Source organism: Cryptosporangium japonicum, from assembly GCF_039524755.1.
Lineage (GTDB): Bacteria > Actinomycetota > Actinomycetes > Mycobacteriales > Cryptosporangiaceae > Cryptosporangium > Cryptosporangium japonicum.
The window spans coordinates 219,873-236,874 of sequence record NZ_BAAAGX010000007.1 but is presented as its reverse complement, the minus strand read 5'-3'; the positions used below and the strand labels follow the sequence as shown (position 1 = coordinate 236,874).

The window sequence follows — 17,002 nt, the reverse complement described above, 5'->3', positions numbered from 1 at the left end:
GTTCGTCACCCCAGTGCCCCCAAAGACGGATATAGTCCGGCGCCCGCCCCGATGACGGCGGTCGCCGAAGCCCGCACCCGCGAGGGCGCGCGGCTCTGGGTACCGCTCTCGCTCGTGTTCCTCGCCGTCGGCCTGTCGATGGCGATGATGTTCCCGTTCCGGGCGCTCTTCCTCACCGACGCGGTGCACGCCGGGCCGCTGCTGGTCACCGTGTTCCTGATCGTGGCCCCGGTGAGCGGGGTGGTCGCGGCCAGCCTGATCGGCCGCCTCTCCGATACCGGTCCGTACCGCAGCCGGCTGATCGTCGCGGCGGCGCTGGCCGGTGTCGTCGGCAGCGGGCTGAGCGCGTTCGTCCGGAACTACTGGGTGCTGCTCTTCGTCACCGCGACGGCGATCGCGGTCTCGACGGCGGCGCTGCCGCAGCTGTTCGCGTACGCCCGGGTGGTGGTCGGCGGGGGCGACCGGGGCACGTTCAGCGTGAGCGTGCTGCGGACGCTGATGTCGGCGAGCTGGGTCGCGGGGCCGCTGGTCGCCGCGATCCTGATCGAGGTCGGGGGCTACACGCTGATCTTCGGCGTCGCGGCGGCGATCTTCGCGGCCGTCGCGCTGCTCACCCGCTTCGGCCTCCCCGAGCCCGACCCGGCCGACGCGCGCCCGGCCGCGGGAGCGCCGGTGGAGAACACGGAGAAGCGCGGCGCCGACGTCTCCGAAGGCGTCCTGCGGCTCAACGTGGTCGCGCTCGTCCTGATTCAGACGGCCGCGACGCTCAGCGTCCAGATCCTGCCGTTGTTCGTGAACGCCGACCTGAACGGCGACGTCCGGGACACCGGTTTCATCCTGGGCCTCTGCGCGTTCCTGGAGATCCCGCTGATTCTCGCGTTCGGAGCGCTCGCCGGGCGGGTCGGCGTGCGGCGGCTGTTCCTGGTCGGGCCGCTGGTGTCCGCGCTCTACCTCGGCACCGCGGCGCTCTCGGCGGGCACCGGGCAGGTGGCGGTCGCCCAGCTGCTCAACGCGTCGGGCATCGCGCTGATCCAGGGCATCGGCATCACGTACTTCCAGGACCTGCTCCCGAGCAGACCGGGCCGGGCGTCGACGCTCTTCAGCAACGCGTTCCCGATCGGATCCACGCTCGCGGCCCCGCTGCTGGGCATCGCGCAGCAGGTCGGCTACCGGTTCGGGTTCGCGGCCGCGGCGGTGCTCAGCCTGGCCGGTCTAGCGTTGTTGGTCACCCGACGGACGCGCTGACGGGCCATTCCGCGAACGGTCTGACAGGGTTGGGACGTGGCTGCCTACCTGAAACACTGGACCGCGGCGGTACCCGTGGCCGCGCTCGTCGCGCTCGCGCTGGCCTGGGGCCGCGAGCTCGGGCCGGTCGCGGTGACGGTCGTCGCCCTGCTGCTGGCCGGAGCGGTGCTGGCCGCCGTGCACCACGCCGAGGTGGTCGCGCACCGGGTGGGTGAGCCGTTCGGGTCGCTGATCCTGGCGGTCGCGGTCACCGTGATCGAGGTCGGCCTGATCGTCACGCTGATGGCGTCGGGCGGGTCGGAGGCCTCGGTGCTCGCCCGCGACACCGTGTTCGCCGCGGTGATGATCACGCTCAACGGCATCGTCGGCCTCGGCCTGCTGGTCGGGGCACGCAAACACGGGATCCTCGCGTTCAACGCCGAGGGCACCGGCGGTGCGCTGGCCACGGTCGCGACGCTGGCGGCGCTGAGCCTGGTGCTGCCGACGTTCACCACCAGCCGCCCCGGCCCGGAGTTCTCCCCGGCGCAGCTGGCCTTCGCCGCGGTCGCGTCGCTGGTGCTCTGGGGCATGTTCGTGCTCACCCAGACCGTCCGGCACCGGGACTTCTTCCTGCCGGTGACGCTGGAGGGCGAGGTCGTCGACGCGCGCGAGGAGCACGCGGCGCCGCCGTCCGGCCGGGCCGCCGCGATCAGCCTGGCCCTGCTCGTCGTCGCGCTGGTCGGCGTCGTGGGTCTGGCCAAGCTGGAGTCCCCGGCGATCGAGGCGGCCGTGAAGGGCGCCGGCCTGCCGCAGTCGTTCGTCGGTGTGGTGATCGCGCTGCTGGTGCTGCTGCCCGAGACGTTGGCCGCCACCAACGCGGCGCTGCGCAACCGCATCCAGATCACGCTCAACCTGGCGCTCGGCTCGGCCATGGCCAGCATCGGCCTGACGATCCCGGCGATCGCGATCGCGTCGATCTGGCTCGACGGACCCCTGTCGCTGGGCCTGGGGGCGACTCAGATGGTGCTGCTCGCGCTCACCGTCATGGTCAGCGTGCTCACCGTGGTCCCGGGGAGGGCGACGCGGCTGCAGGGTGGCGTCCACCTGGTTCTGCTGGCCGCGTTCCTGTTCCTGGCGATCGCCCCGTGATCATCGGGTCCAGGTCGGCGGCGGTCGCGGGGCGCGCGAACAGGTAACCCTGCCCGATCGCGCACCCCAGGGCCTGCAGCTCCGCGGCCTGCGCGGCGGTCTCGATGCCCTCGCCCACGGTGGTGAGCTCGAGGATCTGACCGAGCCGGATGATCGCCTCGGTGACCGCCGCGCCCTGCCGGGTGCCGTTGAGCTGCGCCACGAAGCTCCCGTCGATCTTGAGGACGTCGACGGGCAGCCGGGTCAGGTAGTGCAGCGCCGAGTACCCGGTGCCGAAGTCGTCGATCGCGATCCGGATGCCCCGCTCGCGCAACGCGGTGAGCACCGGGATCGCGGTGCGCTGGTCGACGATCGCGGTCTCGGTGATCTCCAGCACGAGGTTGCGCGGGGCCAGGCCGCTGCGCTCCAGGACGCCGAGCACGTCGTCGAGGAACGCGGGGTCCTCGAGCTGGCGGGGTGAGACGTTGACGCTGGCGTAGAAGGCCGGGTCGGCACCGGCGTCCACCCAGGCCCGGACCTGGCGGCAGGCCTGGTCCAGGACCCGGCGGCCGATGTCGTCGATCGCGCCGCTGCGCTCGGCGATCGGCACGAACTCCGCCGGCGAGATCGGGCCGAGCGTCGGGTGGTGCCAGCGCAGCAGGGTCTCGACCGCGACCGCGGTGCCGGTGGAGAGGTCGACGAGCGGCTGGTAGAGCACCGAGAGCTGGTCGCCGGCCTGCTCGAGTTCGGCGGCCAGCAGCGCGTCGCGGTTGCGCCGGTCGGTCATCGACTCGTCGTAGGCCTTCCAGCCGTGCGTCCCGGCGCGCTTCGACTCGTACATCGCCAGGTCGGCCTTGTGCTGGAGCTCCTGCGGCGAGTCGGTGGCCGACCCGACGGCCAGGCCGATGCTGGTACGGATCGGGATCGTCTCGTCGCCGAAGCGCACCTTGGTGGCCGCGAGCGCGGCCAGCACCCGCTCGGCCACGACGACGGCCTGGGCCTCGGTGGTGGCGCCGGTCTGCAGGATGACGAACTCGTCGCCGCCGACCCGGGCCGCGGTGTCGTGCCCGCGGATCGCGCCGCGCAGCGTACGGGCGAACTCGATCAGCACGGTGTTGCCGACCTCGTGGCCGTACCGGTCGTTGATCTGCTTGAAGCCGTCCAGGTCGAGCAGCAGGAGCGCGACCGGCTCCCGGCGCTGCTGGGCGCGGCGCGCGGCGGCCTGCAGCCCGGTGAGGTTGGCCAGGCCGGTGAGCGGGTCCACCACGTTGCGTTCGCTGCTCTCGCGCAGGCTGATCAGCTGACGCACCGCGAGCGCCGTCGTCATCAGGGCCTGGCCGAGCAGCAGGCCGCCCCACAGGTCGCGGTTGTCCGCGTGCACGGTCGCGACCAGCATCATCACGTTGCCCACGGCCACCGCCACGTACGGCAGGGCCATCGACCAGGCCGGCATCCGGGTCAGCCGGGCGTCGCGGACGGTGGGCGGCAACGCGCACTCCTCCATCGCGCCGACCGTCATCAGCAGCGACGCGAAGACCAGCGCGACGCCCGCCGGGGTGTTGGCGTTGCCCTGCTCGCCGTGGACACGCATCGCCGAGAACGCGATGTCGCCGACCGCGTAGAGCAGCATGCCGCCGAGCAGCAGCGCGACCGGCCGGGTGAGGTGGGCGACCGCGCCGCGGAGCAGCACCGCGCACACCGCGGCCAGCAGCAGGAGGTTCCCCAGCGGGTAACCGATGTCGTAGAGCAGCTCCGACGGGGTGCTCCGGTCGATCGCCGGGTGCAGGATGAAGTACCAGGCGACGACGAACGCGCTGCTCAGCACCGTGACGGCTTCGGCGAGGAACGCCCGGCGCTGGCGCGGGTCGTAGCGCTCGGTGGTGACCGCCAGGCACGCCGCCGACAGCGCGGTGAACATCGCCAGGCCGGAGACGATCGCGAAGAACCACGGCCAGCCCGAGTTGCCGGTGAGCTCGGCGACGGTGAACGAGAGGGTGGCCAGCACGGAGAGGCCCCGACCGGCGGCCGTGGTGGCCCAGATGCGCCGCGAGGCCGACCGGCGGGCGGCCCTGGCGCTGTAGATCAGCCCGAGCGTGTCCAGGGTGAGCAGCGACAGGCCGAACACGGGGTTACGGGCCCCGTCGACGGTGAAGCCGACGATCTGGCCCGCGACGACGATGCCGGTGAGAACGACGACGGAGCGGCGAGCGCGCAGCGTCCAGCGCGTGGACCCCTCCATGCCACCCCTCTCGTCGGCCTGGTTCTCCTATCGGCCGACGCGGGGCGCGCTTGAAGCGTCAGTAGCTGCCGTTGTTCTGGAAGTAGTTCCAGGCGCCGCAGGGGGTCTGGTAGCGGCCCTTGATGTAGCCGAGACCCCAGCGGATCTGGGTGGCCGGGTTGGTGCGCCAGTCGTCGGCGACCGTGGCCATCTTGTTGCCGGGCAGCGCCTGCGGGATGCCGTACGCACCCGAACTGGTGTTCTCCGCCTTCTCGTTCCAGCCGCTCTCCTTGGTCCAGAGCTGTTCGAGGCAGGTCATCTCGCTGGTGGGGAACCCGAACTCGGAGAGCAGCGCGCAGCCGGTGTTCTTGTTGCCGCTCAGCGTCTCGCAGTCGACCGGGGCGGTGGGCACCGGGGCGCCGGTCGAGCCGGTCTCCTTGGCGCGCTTCTCGCGTGCCTCGGCGGCGTCGTCGGCGATCGCGGCCGCGTCGGCCTGGGCGTCCGCGGCCTTCTCCTCGGCCCGGCTCCGGGCGTCGTCGATGGCCTGCTGCTGCTCGGCCGGGTCCGGCTGGGTGGGGGAGGGTGTGGCCGCTTCCGGGCCGGCGGTGGGGGAGACGGCCGGGTCGTCCGGGGACAGGTCGTCGGCGACCTGCACGGTGTCGGGGTCGGAGTCCCCGATGACCGTGAACGCGACGCCGACCGCGGCGCCGAACACCAGGACGACGACCGCGGCGATGCGCAGGGCGAAGTACTTGGGGCGCGGAGCCCGGTGCTGACCGGGGTACGAGGGCGGCGCCTCGGGCACCGGCGCGTCGGCGCCGTACCGGTTCGGGTCGGGCTGCGCCGCGGGGTGGCCCGGCCCGGCCGGGGCTTCGGCCGGGGCGGCGGGCCCGCTCGACCAGCCGGCCGCGGCCGGGGAGTCCGGGCCCCGGCCCGGTGCGGCGGCGGTGCGGTCGGGCGCCGGGCGCTGGGTCCAGCCGGTGGGCGCGGAGGCGGCGTCCGGGATCGTCGCCGCCTCGGCCGGGCCGCGCTGCGCCGGGGGACGGTAGGCCGGCGGAACCGGCGCGGCGGATAACTCCGCGGTCCGGTCGTCGCCCGGTGAGTAGGCCCGGGGCCCGTCGCCGGCGCCGGGCGTCGCGGAGACGTGCCGGAGGGGGACGGTGCCGTCGCCGTCCGGAGCCGGGCGGGGCGCCGGGAGCACCGGGGCCGAGGACGCTACCGGACCGGCGGGGTCAGCGCTCCGGCCGCCGGCGCGAGAGGCCGGCTCTCCGCCCCACCAGCTGACAGGAGTCGCCGCAGTAGGCACCTTAGGAACGAGATCACTTTCCCGCTCTTCCGTCCCGGCAGTCGTTCCTTGCCCATCGAGCACTGCGCGACGGTACCGCACCCCCTCGGCGCGAGGACCCGAAGGCTCCGCCTTCACCCGGAAGGCTGATGAGATGCACCGGTTCCGGACAGCCTGCCGTCACTTTCCGACAGAACCGCCCCCGAGCCCGGTGCGCGGTTACGGTCGGCGCCGTGAGCACCCTCCCACCCGAACTCCGCCGGCTGATCGAGTCCGGCCCGCTGACCCATCTGAGCACGGTGAACCCGGACGGCAGCCCGCAGGTGAGCGTCGTCTGGATCGGTCTCGACGGCGACGAGCTCGTCAGTGGACACCTGGGCCGTTACGTCAAGCTGCGCAACATCGAGCGGGACCCGCGGGTGGTGCTGTCGTTCCTGGCGCCGCGCGATCCGAGCGTCGTGCTCAACGAGTACGCGGTGCTGACGGCCCGGGCGACCGTCCACCCCTCCGACGACGCCTGGGACCTGCTCGACCGCCTCACCAAGGTCTACATGTCACCGCAGGACACGTTCCCGGCCCCGAGGGGACCGGGTTTCGTCGTCCGCTACCGCGTCGGACGCGTCGGCGGCGTGGGGCCCTGGACGTAGCGGCCGGATCAGCCGCGGCGGACACCGACCAGATCGGCGATCGCGTCGAACGTGTCGAGCGCCTGCACGGCGGCGGCCGCCCTGGCCACGGCGGAGCGGGCGACGGCCCGCGGCTGCATGCGTTCGCCGGCTCCGGCGGTGGCCAGCGCGGCGATGTAGGGCTCGGCGGCGATCGCCCGGTAGGCGGTCCAGAGCGGGGCCGGGTCGGCCTCGACGCCGGCGGCGGCCAGCCGCTGGGCGTACCGGTCCACCAGCCGGCGCTCGTGCTCCCGCGCGGTCGTCGGCGCCAGGGACGTCACCAGGAAGTACGCCACGTCGCGGATGCCCGGGCAGACCGTCGCGACCTGCCAGTCCAGGAAGCCCGGCGCGTCCCCCTCGAAGAACAGGTTGCCCAGGTGCGGGTCGCCGTGCGTCAGCGTCCGGGGCTGCGCCGCCCAGAACTCGTCGATGGCCTCGAGGTTCTCCGCCACCACCCGGCCGCGCCGCACCAGGTCGGCCGGGACCAGGTCGGCGACCGGCCCGGCCGGGCGGCCCAGCGCGCGCCGCACCAGTGCGCGCCCGAACACGCCGACCACCGGGGAGCGGCGCAGCGGCCCGAGCCCGGCGAGCGCGCCGGTCAGCCGGGGTGACTCCCAGAGCGCGGCGTGCAGGCCGGCCAACGCGTCCACGACCGCCTCGGCCTCGGCCACGCCGACGCCGTCCCGGACGTCGCGGAACGTGGCCCGGCCGGTGAGGTCCTCCAGCACCAGGACGATCCGCCCGAGCGACGGGTCCTCGAACGCGGCGTGACAGCGCGGCACCCGGATCGGGACGTCCGCGCCCACCGCGCGGTAGAACAGCACCTCCCGGTGCCCCAGCCCGACGACGTTCATCAGCACCTGCTGCCGGACGTCGCGCGGTGTCAGCTTGACGAAGACCCGGCCGGGTTCGGCGTCCAGCGCGATCCGGGCCCTGGCCGCGGTGCCGGAGTCCTGGCTGAGCACCGACACGCTGCGCACCGGCCGCCCGAGCGCCGAGGAGAGCCACTCCGCGCTGACCCGGTCGGCCCGATCCGGTAATCGCCCGGGCACGGCCCGGCTGATTCCGCACCGCGCCATTTCGCGGGCGATCGTGATCGTGCCCCGTACAGCCACGGACAATGACGACACTGTCGGCCTCCGCGCTAATGTCCACGTATGCGCCGGTAGAGTCTCCAATCTCGACGGTTCAGTCAAACCGCAACGGCAACTGCTCGTATCCGCTGACGAACATCGCGGGCCGCAGTGCGGGCTCGGTCCCCGACGCCAGGCGCAGCGCGGGGAACCGATCGAGCAACGCGGTGAACAGCACCTCGAGTTCGAGCCGGGCCAGCGAGCTACCGAGACAGAAGTGCGTTCCGATTCCGAAGGCCAGGTGCGGATTCGGAGCGCGCGTGACGTCGAACTCGAAGGGGTTCGGAAATACTTGTTCGTCACGGTTCGCCGAGGGATAGAGAAGTAATGCCTTCTGGCCCGCTTTCAGCACGGTGCCGTGCAGGACGTGGTCCCGGGTGAGCGTTCGCGCCATGTTCCGGATGGGGCTGGCCCAGCGCAGCGACTCCTCGATCGCCCCCGGCAGCAGGCTCCGGTCGGCACGCAGCCGCTCCCAGCGCGACCGGTCGGCCAGCAGCTGGTAGAGGCCACCGCTGAGCACGTGCCTGGTCGTCTCGTCGCCGCCGATGAGCAGCAGCAGCGAATCGAAGTACAGCGTCTCGTCGTCCAGCCGGGCCCCGTCGACCTCCGCGCGCACGAGCACGCCGATCAGGTCGTCGGTCGCGTTCGCGCGCCGGTCGGCGAGCACCGCGGTGAAGTACTCGCGGTACTCGGCCAGCGCGGTGGCCATCCGGGCCGTGCGCACCGGGTCCGCGCGCTGGCCCTGCACCGCCATCATGTCGTCGGACCAGCGCAGCAGGGCGTCGTAGTGCTCGGGCCGGGCGCCGAGCAGGTCACCGATGACGATCAGCGGCAGCCAGGCCGCGATGTCACGCACGAAGTCGCACGAACCGCGCTCGGCGACCCGGTCGATCAGCCCGTGGCTGACCTCCTCGATACGCGGGCGCAGGTCGGCGATGCGCCGCGGGGTGAAGCCCTTGCTGATCAGCCGCCGCCGGAGCAGGTGGGCGGGATCGTCCTGGTCGATCATCATCGGGGTGGCCGGGGTCTCCGGGCGGATGCCGCCGGCGTTGGAGAACAGCTCCGGGTGCAGTGACGCCGCTTTGACGTCGGCGTAGCGGGTGAGGCCCCAGACGCCGCCGGCCTCGTCCCAGTGGACCGGGTCGTTCGCGCGGAGCCAGGTGAGCGCGGTGTGCGGATCGCCGCCCCAGAAATCGCCGCTCGTCAGTTCCATGCACCATGCTAGCGCTTGGTCAAACGACGTGAACTCGATCTCTTCGCGCTGGTCAGATGGGAAGTGCCGGATAACGTCCTCGGAGTGCGCGGACGAGCGATTCGGTGAGCGGTGCCCTCTCCGGGTTCGCCGCGATCGGCATCCTGATCGCGATCGGCTACGTCCTCGGCCGCCGCGGCACGCTCGGCCCGGACGCGCGCGCGGTGCTCGCCCGGCTCTCGCTCACCGTCGCCACGCCCTGCCTGCTCTTCACCACCGTCACGTCGGCCGACCCGTCGTCGCTGACCGCGCCGACCTCGGTCGTACCGCTGCTGACCTGCCTGCTGGCGATGGTGCTCGCCGTCGTCGCCGGGGCCGTCCGACGCTGGCGCGGCGAGGTGCGGGTGATGACGACGATCGCCGCCGGCTTCCCCAACCTCGGCAACCTCGGGATCCCGGTCGCGTCCTACGTGCTGGGGGACGCGGCCCTGGTCGCGCCCCTGATCCTGTTCCAGCTGGCCGTGCAGTCGCCGATCGCGATGACGACGCTGGAGCTGCGCGGGGCCGGGGAGACCGGCGGTGCGGTGCGCCGCGCGCTGGCCAACCCGGTGCTGATCGCCACCGCGCTGGCGCTGGTCGTGGCGTTCGCCGGCCTGCCCGTGCCCTGGGTGGTCGCGGAGCCGGTGCGCATCCTGTCCCAGGTGGCGGTGCCGTCGGTGCTGCTGGCGTTCGGTCTCTCGCTGGTCGGCAGCCCGCTGCCCGGGCGCGGCGGCGACCGGGCCGCGCTGGGGTTCGTGGTCGTCTGCTCCGCGCTGGTACGGCCGGTCGCCGCCTGGGTGCTCGCCGGCCCGGTCCTCGGCGCGCCCGCGGCCACCGTCTACGCCGCGGTCGTGCTCAGCGCGCTGCCGGTGGCGCAGAACGTCGCCGTCTGGGCCGGGCACTACTCGGCCGCACCCCGGCTGGCGCGCGAATCGGTGCTGCTCACGACCGTGTTCGCGCCGGTGGTGATCGTGCTCGCCACGGCGCTGCTGCGCTGACCGTTTGCCGGTCGGCCGCGGTGGAAAGCCCTCCGGAGCGTGATCGAGCAAGTTGAGACAGGGGAGCGATGTCGACGATCTGGCCAGGTTCGCCGTACCCACTGGGTGCCACCTACGACGGTGGGGGCACCAACTTCGCGTTGTTCTCGGAGGTCGCCGAACGGGTCGAGCTGTGCCTGTTCGACGAGGACGGCACCGAGACGCGGATCGACCTGCCCGAGCGGGAGGCCCTGGTCTGGCACGGCTACCTGCCCCGGATCGTGCCCGGGCAGCGCTACGGCTACCGGGTGCACGGCCCCTACGACCCGGGCGCCGGGCTGCGCTGCAACCCCAACAAGCTCCTGCTCGACCCGTACGCCAAGGCGATCGACGGGGAGTACACCTGGGGTCAGGAGCTGTTCTCGTACAATTTCGGTGACCCGGGCTCGTTCAACGACGCCGACTCGGCCCCGAACGCGGCGCGCTCGGTCGTCATCAACCCGTTCTTCGACTGGGCCAACGACCGGCCGCTGCGGATCCCGTACCACGAGTCGGTCATTTACGAGACCCACGTGAAAGGCATCACCGAACGGCACCCCGACATTCCCGAGGACGTGCGCGGCACCTATTCCGGCCTCGCGCACCCGGTGATGATCGACTACTTCAAGAAGCTCGGGGTGACGGCGGTCGAGCTGATGCCGGTCCACCAGTTCGTGCACGACTCCGGACTGCTGGAAAAGGGTCTGCGCAATTACTGGGGTTACAACACGATCGGTTTCTTCGCGCCGCACAACGGCTACGCGTCGTTCCAGGGGCACGGCTCCCAGGTGCAGGAATTCAAATCGATGGTGAAGGCTCTGCACCGGGCCGGCATGGAGGTCATTCTCGACGTCGTCTACAACCACACCGCCGAGGGCAACCACCTCGGGCCGACGCTGAGCTTCCGCGGTATCGACAACGCGGCGTACTACCGGCTGGTCGACGACGACAAGCAGTACTACTACGACACGACCGGCACCGGGAACAGCCTCAACGTGCGCCACCACGAGTCGCTGCGGCTGATCATGGACTCGCTGCGCTACTGGGTCACCGAGATGCACGTCGACGGGTTCCGGTTCGACCTGGCCGCGTCGCTGGCCCGCGAGTTCCACTCGGTGGACCGGCTCGCCGCGTTCTTCGACCTGGTCAATCAGGACCCGATCGTCAGCCAGGTGAAGCTCATCGCCGAGCCCTGGGACGTCGGTGACGGCGGGTACCAGGTCGGCGGGTTCCCGCCCCTCTGGACCGAGTGGAACGGCAAGTACCGCGACACCGTGCGTGACTTCTGGCGCGGTGAGCCGGGCACGCTCGGCGAGTTCGCGTCCCGGTTCGCCGGGTCGTCCGACCTGTACGAGGTCGACGGCAGGCGGCCGATCGCGTCGATCAACTTCGTCGTCGCCCACGACGGGTTCACGCTGACCGACCTCGTCTCGTACAACGAGAAGCACAACGACGCCAACGGCGAGGACAACAACGACGGCGAGAGCCACAACCGGTCCTGGAACACCGGCGTCGAGGGCCCGACCGACTCGCCGGAGATCCTCGCCCTCCGTGAACAGCAGAAACGCAACTTCCTCGCGACGCTGCTGCTGTCCCAGGGCGTGCCGATGATCGCGCACGGCGACGAGCTGGGGCGCACCCAGCAGGGCAACAACAACGTGTACTGCCAGGACAACGAGCTGTCCTGGGTCGACTGGGAGTCCGCGCGCGACCACGAGGTGCTGACCCGGTTCGCGGCGGCGCTGATCCGGCTGCGCGCCGATCACCCGCTGTTCCGCCGCCGCCGGTTCTTCCGCGGCGAGCCGGTCGGCGACAGCGGCGTCGAGGACATCGCGTGGCTGCGCCCGGACGGCCGGCCGATGGAGCCGTCGGACTGGACCGCCGACGGCGCGCAGGCCATCGTCGTGTTCCTCAACGGCCAGGGGATCCCCGAGTCCGACGCGCTCGGCGAGGCGATCGTCGACGACTCGTTCCTGCTGGTCTTCAACCCGGCCGGCGAGGCGGTGGAGTGCACGCTGCCGGAGGCGGAGTACGGGCGGGCGTGGGAGGTCGTGGTCGACACCGCGGACCCGCTGCTGCTCGCGCCGTCGGAGACCGCGGGCAACCTCAAAGCGGGCGGCGGGGTGACGATCGAGCCCCACAGCGTGGCGGTGCTGCGCTGCAAGTACTGAGCCGGGTCGCGCGAACGGACGTTTCTCCTACTGACATACTTCTCCGACACGTCGGTCTTGGAGGGGTAAGAACCGTGCTCGTTCGCGCTACCGCTCGCGGAGTGTCGCTGGATGCTCCGCGGGACTTCACCACGCTCTCGCTGATCGTGGAGGGTGGGCCGGCCGCCGAGGAGGCGGCCGGCCGCGTCGGCACCTGGACCGACGCCGACCACCTGGTGCTGCCGGCGTCGACACTCGTCGCGCTGGCCGGCCCGGTGGCCGACGAGGCCGGGTGGCGCGACGGGTTCGACCAGATGATCGACTACGCCACCCGGAAGGGCTGGGTCGACGCCTCCGGCGGCGTCCGGATCCACGTCGAACAGCGCCGGTAGTTCGTCACCGGCGGCGGAGCTGCTCCGGGTCACGCACGACCCGGAGGCGGGTGATGCGACCCGCGGCGAACACGGTCACGTGACGCCGTCCGGCCGATCAGGCCGGGTACCGTCCGGATCCTCGGCGGCGCGGGCGATCGGGCGGCTCCTGGAGGAGTCCTACCGGCCCGCGGGCACGATCCTTCCCTCGCTGCGGTAGAAGTTGAGGCTGCACGGCCACCGGGCCGGCGCAGCCGAACGAGGAGGTTCGATGGCCGCCGAGCGCCATGGGGTTCGTTTTCCCGACGTCGACGGCAAGCGGAGTTCCTCGCGGACCGGTGCCGACATCGTGGCCGACTCGCTCGTGCGGGTGGACGGCCGGCTGGCCGGCCAGGCCCGGCAGGCGGCCGAGTGGCGCAAGGACTACGCCGAGTACTTCGCCGCCTCCACCCGGGTGAGCGCGCTCGCGAAGGACTCGGTGGCGATCGCGGAGTACGGGCTGCAGTCGGCCTGGGACCGGCTCGTGTTCCGCGCGGCCGACGGCACCCAGACGCCGATCACCACGTGGGCGCGTGACCTTCCGGCCGACGACCGGCTCACGACCACGCGGATCGAGGGCACCGACGAGCCGCTCACCCGGGTCGAGGTGCCGTACCGGGGTCAGGTGCTGCACGGCGTCGCGCTCGAGCGGCAGCTGCGTGAGTGGGTGCGCCGCGGCATCGTCGAACAGGGCTTCGCCGACGCGGTGCAGACCGTGGTGGAGGAACCGGGGCGGCTCGCGCTCGACGGGTACGAGGTGGTCCTGCTCGGCGCCGGAGCCGAGATGGGCCCGATCGAGCCGCTGCTGCGCTGGGGTGCGCGCGTGGTGGCGGTGGACGTGCCGAACCCGGCGATCTGGGACCGACTGCGCGCGCTCCCGTCCGCCGGCACGCTCACGTTACCGCTGCTCGACGACGTCCCGGGCGTCGACATCGGCTCGGACCTGCCGGCGCTGGCCGGGTGGCTCGCCGGGCGCTGGGCCGGGGACGCGGTGCCGGTCCTGGGCAGCCACGCGTACGCCGACGGGGCCGCGCACGTGGAGGTGAACCTGGCCGCCGACGTGCTGGCCCACGCGCTCACCACCGCCAGGCCCGACGCCGTGCTGTCCTATCTGCACACCCCCACCGACAGTTTCCTGGTGCCGTCGGACGCGGTCGCCGAGGCACGTGAACGCGGGCGGTCCCGGCGGTGGAACTCCCCGGCGCACCGGGCGGCGGCGCTGGTCAGCGGCCGGCGGCTGTTCCGGCCCGCGTACCCGGAGACCTACGCCGACGACACCGGCCGGGCCTGGGGCCTCTCGGACACGCTGGTGCCGATCCAGGGGCCGAACTACGCGCTGGCCAAGCGGCTGCAGCGGTGGCGTGCGGTGCTGCAGCACTCCGCGGGCCGCCGGATCTCCAGCACGGTGGCGCCGGCGTCGTGGACCCGGTCGGTGACGAAGAACCGGGTGCTCAACTCGGTCTACGCGGGCGCGGGCGCGTTCGGTGTCGAGATCTTCGCGCCCGACACCGCCCGGGCGCTCGCCGCGGCGAAGCTGGTCGCCGACGTGCACCGCCCGCTCGCGTCCGCGGACGCCCACCCCGAGAGCGTCTTCGTCGACGCCGCGCACGGCGGCCTGTGGCGCCAGCCGTTCGACCCGCGCACCGCGCTGGGTGTCGCCGCGCTGATCGGTGGCCCGAAGTCGCTGCTCGGCCGCCGCTGAGCGTCAGCGGTCGTGGGTGCTCCGGCCCGCGGCGGGGTCAGCGGTCGTGGGCGCTCCGGACCGCCGCCGCGCGTCCGCGGTCGTGAGGCTTCGGCCTGCCGCTGAGCGTCAGCGGTCGTAGCGCTCGTAGATCGCGGTGCGGCGGGCGTCGGGGTCGAGGCGGCGGAGGATCGCGTCGGTGATCGTCGCGAGCTGGCCCACCTGCTCGGGGGTGAGCGCGTCGAGCACCCGCTCCCGGACGAGCGCGACGTGGCCCGGCGCGGCCTCCACGACGGTGTCCCGGCCCGCGTCGGTGAGCCGCGCGTTGGTGGCGCGGCGGTCCTCCGGGCAGGGGAAACGCTCCAGCAGCCCGCGCGCCTCCAGGCGCTGGACGACGTGCGAGAGCCGGGCCAGCGTCGCGGTGGTGCGCTCGGCCAGCGCCGTCATCCGGAGCGTCCGGTCGGGCGCCTCGGACAGCATCGCCAGCACGTAGTAGTCGAAGTGCGTGAGCTGCGCGTCGCGTCGCAGCTGCGTGTCGAGCGCGGCGGGCAACAGCTCGAGGATCGCGGCCAGCCGCACCCACGCCGCCAGCTCCGGCTGACTCAACCACCGCGTGTCCATGCTCACAGCGTCCCACGAGAATAGTTGTTGCGACAACCTTCAAGGTCGGCAATAGTTGAAGCAACAACCATTACGGCGGACGGAGAAGCATGGCGCACATCAGCATCCTCGGCACCGGCACCATGGGCCGGGCGCTCGCCGGCCTGCTCGCCAAGGGCGGCCACCACGTCCAGAGCCTCGGCCGCACCGACACCGACGAGGCCGTCACCGGCGACATCGTGATCCTCGCGGTGCCCTACGCGTCGCTGGCCCCGATCGCGGCCACCCGCGGCGACGAGCTGGCCGGCAAGGTCGTCGTCGACATCTCCAACCCGGTGAACTTCGAGACCTTCGACGGCCTGACCGTGCCCGCCGACTCGTCCGCGGCCGCCGAGTTCGCCGCCGCGGTGCCGTCCGCGCGGGTCGTCAAGGCGTTCAACACCAACTTCGGCGCGACGCTGGCGTCGGGCGTCGTCGGCGACCACGCCACGGCCGTGCTGCTGGCGAGCGACCACGACGACGCCAAGGAGCTGCTGGCCGGAGCGCTGGCCGGCGCCGGGGTGCGTGCCGTCGACGCGGGCCGCCTGGCGCGCGCCCGCGAGCTCGAGGCGCTGGGGTTCCTGCAGATCACGTTGGCCGCGAGCGAGACGATCTCGTGGACCGGCGGCTTCGCGCTCGTTCCGTGAGGGAGGGTGATATGGGCATCGGTCCGGTACGTCTGAATCACGCCGTGTTGTTCGTGGCCGACCTGGCCCGGGCGGAACGGTTCTACACCGAGGTGTTCGGGATGGAGGTCGCCGCGCGCGAGCCCCGTGCCGACGCCGCGTTCCTCCGGCTCCCGCGCTCCGGCAACCACCACGACCTGGGGTTGTTCGGGGTCGGCGGGTCCGCGCCGCCGAAACGCCGGGGCGGGATCGGGCTCTACCACCTGGCCTGGCAGCTGGACACGATCGACGAGCTCGCGGCCGCGCGGGACACGCTCACCGCGGCCGGCGCGTACACCGGGGAGTCGAGCCACGGCGCGACGAAGAGCGTCTACGGCGCCGACCCGGACGGCAACGAGTTCGAACTCATGTGGATGCTGCCCCGCGAGGCCTGGGGCGCCTACGAGCACACGGCGCCGATCGACCGGCTGGACCTCGAGGCCGAGCGGAACACGTGGTCCGGCGTCCCGACCGCGGGCCGCCTCGTGTCCGGGTCTCGGCCCGTGGCCGTGGACGGGTCCAGGTCCGAGTCCGGGGCCGTGGACGGGTCCAGGTCCAAGTCCGGGGCCGTGGCCGGGTCCAAGCCCGGGGCCGTGGCCGGGTCCAGGTCCGAGTCCGAGTCCGAGTCCGATTCTCGGGCCGTGGCCGTGGCCGTGGCCGTGGCCGTGGCCGTGGCCGTGCCCGTGGGCGGGGCTGGGGCCGTGGCCGGGGCCGAGTTCGGGGCCGTGGCCGGGGCCGGGGTGCGGTCGTGACGGTTCCGGTCGTGGCCACGAGTGGCTCCACCGACCCGGACGCGCCGCTGGTGGTCCTGCTGCACGGACGGGGCTCGCACGAGCGGGAGATCCTCTCGCTGGTCGAGCACCTGCCGGTCGGGCCGGCGTACGCGGCGGTGCGCGCGCCGATCGCCGAGGGCGGCGGCTACGCCTGGTTCGCGAACCGGGGAATCGGCCGGCCGGTGGCCGGGTCGCTGCGCACCACGATGGACTGGTTCCGCACCTGGCTGGACGATTTCGCCCCGGCCGGCCGGCCCGTCCACCTGGTCGGGTTCTCCGGCGGCACCGCGTTCGCCGGTGGCCTCATCCTCGACGACCCGGCCCGCTTCGACGGCGCCGCCCTGCTCTACGGCACGCTGCCCTTCGACGCCGGCGTGCCGGTCACCCCCGGCCGGCTGACCGGCCGCTCCATCCTCGTCGCCCAGGGCGATCACGACCAGGTCATCCCCCGTGACCTGCTCGACCGCACCTGGACCTACCTCCACGACGAGTCCGGGGCCACCCTGACCGCCCGCCGCGACCCGGTCGGCCACACGATCGCCGCCCCGGCACTGGCCGCACTGGGGGAGTGGCTCCCGCGGTGACGCCCCCCGGAAGCGCCGGCTAGCGCAGCCGCCGCCCCGCGCCGCCGAGACCGCGCCCGAAGATGCGGCCCTGCTCCGGCCCAGTGCCACCCGCCGGAGAAGGCTGTCTCCGTAGCTTCGATCCCGCCCGGGTCGAGTGCGCGGGGGGAGATGGCCGTCCGTCCGCACGTGGAGCATCGGGCCGCCGCGGCCGGACGCTG

At 72.8% G+C, this 17,002-nt stretch carries 15 protein-coding genes; 10 read left to right on the top strand and 5 right to left on the bottom strand.

Annotated features, from left to right (window positions below):
• Window positions 1-51: 51 nt before the first annotated feature.
• Window positions 52-1,245: a sugar efflux transporter gene (locus tag ABD437_RS09580; protein ID WP_344648405.1), complete on the top strand. Its 1,194-nt coding sequence runs from the start codon at window positions 52-54 to the stop codon at window positions 1,243-1,245.
• 36 nt (window positions 1,246-1,281) lie between these two features.
• The gene (locus ABD437_RS09575; protein WP_425558126.1) at window positions 1,282-2,373 is read left to right on the top strand and encodes a calcium:cation antiporter; all 1,092 of its coding nucleotides are present in this window, start codon (window positions 1,282-1,284) and stop codon (window positions 2,371-2,373) included.
• Here ABD437_RS09575 and ABD437_RS09570 read toward each other — a convergent pair.
• Window positions 2,282-4,591: a putative bifunctional diguanylate cyclase/phosphodiesterase gene (locus tag ABD437_RS09570; RefSeq protein ID WP_344648404.1), complete on the bottom strand. Its 2,310-nt coding sequence runs from the start codon at window positions 4,589-4,591 to the stop codon at window positions 2,282-2,284. The two genes, ABD437_RS09575 and ABD437_RS09570, sit on opposite strands and share 92 nt — an antisense overlap.
• A 58-nt stretch (window positions 4,592-4,649) precedes the next feature.
• Complete coding sequence (locus ABD437_RS09565; protein WP_344648403.1) at window positions 4,650-5,771, bottom strand: aggregation-promoting factor C-terminal-like domain-containing protein; 1,122 nt, start codon at window positions 5,769-5,771, stop codon at window positions 4,650-4,652.
• A 317-nt stretch (window positions 5,772-6,088) separates the two neighbouring features.
• Between ABD437_RS09565 and ABD437_RS09560 the strand changes: the two genes are divergently transcribed.
• A complete protein-coding gene (locus ABD437_RS09560; protein ID WP_344648402.1) occupies window positions 6,089-6,502 on the top strand; it encodes a PPOX class F420-dependent oxidoreductase in 414 nt (137 codons plus the stop codon).
• Between the two features lie 8 nt (window positions 6,503-6,510).
• Here the strand turns inward: ABD437_RS09560 and ABD437_RS09555 are convergent, their stop codons facing one another.
• Both ABD437_RS09555 and ABD437_RS09550 read right to left on the bottom strand, forming a co-directional pair.
• Window positions 6,511-7,635 carry a phosphotransferase gene (locus ABD437_RS09555; protein WP_344648556.1) on the bottom strand — a complete coding sequence of 375 codons (1,125 nt, stop codon included), beginning with the start codon at window positions 7,633-7,635 and terminating at the stop codon, window positions 6,511-6,513.
• Window positions 7,636-7,708: 73 nt separating this feature from the next.
• A complete protein-coding gene (locus tag ABD437_RS09550; RefSeq protein ID WP_344648401.1) occupies window positions 7,709-8,866 on the bottom strand; it encodes a cytochrome P450 in 1,158 nt (385 codons plus the stop codon).
• Between the two features lie 104 nt (window positions 8,867-8,970).
• Here ABD437_RS09550 and ABD437_RS09545 point away from each other — a divergent pair, with 104 nt between their 5' ends.
• The 4 genes from ABD437_RS09545 to ABD437_RS09530 all read left to right on the top strand — a co-directional run bounded on the left by ABD437_RS09545 (window position 8,971) and on the right by ABD437_RS09530 (window position 14,162).
• Window positions 8,971-9,882: an AEC family transporter gene (locus ABD437_RS09545; protein ID WP_344648400.1), complete on the top strand. Its 912-nt coding sequence runs from the start codon at window positions 8,971-8,973 to the stop codon at window positions 9,880-9,882.
• A gap of 68 nt (window positions 9,883-9,950) precedes the next feature.
• A complete protein-coding gene (gene glgX, locus ABD437_RS09540) occupies window positions 9,951-12,071 on the top strand; it encodes a glycogen debranching protein GlgX (protein WP_344648399.1) in 2,121 nt (706 codons plus the stop codon).
• 101 nt (window positions 12,072-12,172) lie between these two features.
• On the top strand, window positions 12,173-12,442 hold the full coding sequence (locus ABD437_RS09535; RefSeq protein WP_344648398.1) for a hypothetical protein: 270 nt from the start codon (window positions 12,173-12,175) through the stop codon (window positions 12,440-12,442).
• Window positions 12,443-12,692: 250 nt separating this feature from the next.
• Window positions 12,693-14,162, top strand: a complete 1,470-nt coding sequence (locus ABD437_RS09530) for a hypothetical protein (protein WP_344648397.1) — start codon at window positions 12,693-12,695, stop codon at window positions 14,160-14,162.
• A 108-nt stretch (window positions 14,163-14,270) separates the two neighbouring features.
• Here ABD437_RS09530 and ABD437_RS09525 read toward each other — a convergent pair whose 3' ends face one another.
• Window positions 14,271-14,762, bottom strand: a complete 492-nt coding sequence (locus tag ABD437_RS09525; RefSeq protein WP_344648396.1) for a MarR family winged helix-turn-helix transcriptional regulator — start codon at window positions 14,760-14,762, stop codon at window positions 14,271-14,273.
• An 89-nt stretch (window positions 14,763-14,851) separates the two neighbouring features.
• Here ABD437_RS09525 and ABD437_RS09520 point away from each other — a divergent pair, with 89 nt between their 5' ends.
• Genes ABD437_RS09520 through ABD437_RS09510 form a run of 3 tightly spaced genes read left to right on the top strand, consistent with a single transcriptional unit; the run spans window position 14,852 to window position 16,802 of the window.
• Window positions 14,852-15,427, top strand: coding sequence for an NADPH-dependent F420 reductase (locus ABD437_RS09520; protein WP_344648395.1), 576 nt, complete (start codon window positions 14,852-14,854; stop codon window positions 15,425-15,427).
• A gap of 11 nt (window positions 15,428-15,438) precedes the next feature.
• Window positions 15,439-16,197 (top strand): VOC family protein, encoded by a 759-nt coding sequence (locus ABD437_RS09515; RefSeq protein ID WP_344648394.1) that lies wholly within the window; start codon window positions 15,439-15,441, stop codon window positions 16,195-16,197.
• On the top strand, window positions 16,194-16,802 hold the full coding sequence (locus ABD437_RS09510) for an alpha/beta hydrolase (RefSeq protein ID WP_344648393.1): 609 nt from the start codon (window positions 16,194-16,196) through the stop codon (window positions 16,800-16,802). The genes ABD437_RS09515 and ABD437_RS09510 overlap by 4 nt, the downstream gene beginning before the upstream one ends.
• The last annotated feature ends 200 nt before the right edge of the window (window positions 16,803-17,002 follow it).

Excerpts from the sequence above, each read along its gene's own strand:
- ABD437_RS09550 (WP_344648401.1), bottom strand. The coding sequence starts at position 8,866 with ATGGAACTGACGAGCGGCGATTTCTGGGGCGGCGATCCGCACACCGCG.
- ABD437_RS09525 (WP_344648396.1), bottom strand. The coding sequence starts at position 14,762 with ATGGACACGCGGTGGTTGAGTCAGCCGGAGCTGGCGGCGTGGGTGCGG.
- glgX (WP_344648399.1), top strand. The coding sequence starts at position 9,951 with ATGTCGACGATCTGGCCAGGTTCGCCGTACCCACTGGGTGCCACCTAC.
- ABD437_RS09570 (WP_344648404.1), bottom strand. The coding sequence starts at position 4,591 with ATGGAGGGGTCCACGCGCTGGACGCTGCGCGCTCGCCGCTCCGTCGTC.
- ABD437_RS09530 (WP_344648397.1), top strand. The coding sequence starts at position 12,693 with ATGGCCGCCGAGCGCCATGGGGTTCGTTTTCCCGACGTCGACGGCAAG.
- ABD437_RS09580 (WP_344648405.1), top strand. The coding sequence starts at position 52 with ATGACGGCGGTCGCCGAAGCCCGCACCCGCGAGGGCGCGCGGCTCTGG.
- ABD437_RS09515 (WP_344648394.1), top strand. The coding sequence starts at position 15,439 with ATGGGCATCGGTCCGGTACGTCTGAATCACGCCGTGTTGTTCGTGGCC.
- ABD437_RS09520 (WP_344648395.1), top strand. The coding sequence starts at position 14,852 with ATGGCGCACATCAGCATCCTCGGCACCGGCACCATGGGCCGGGCGCTC.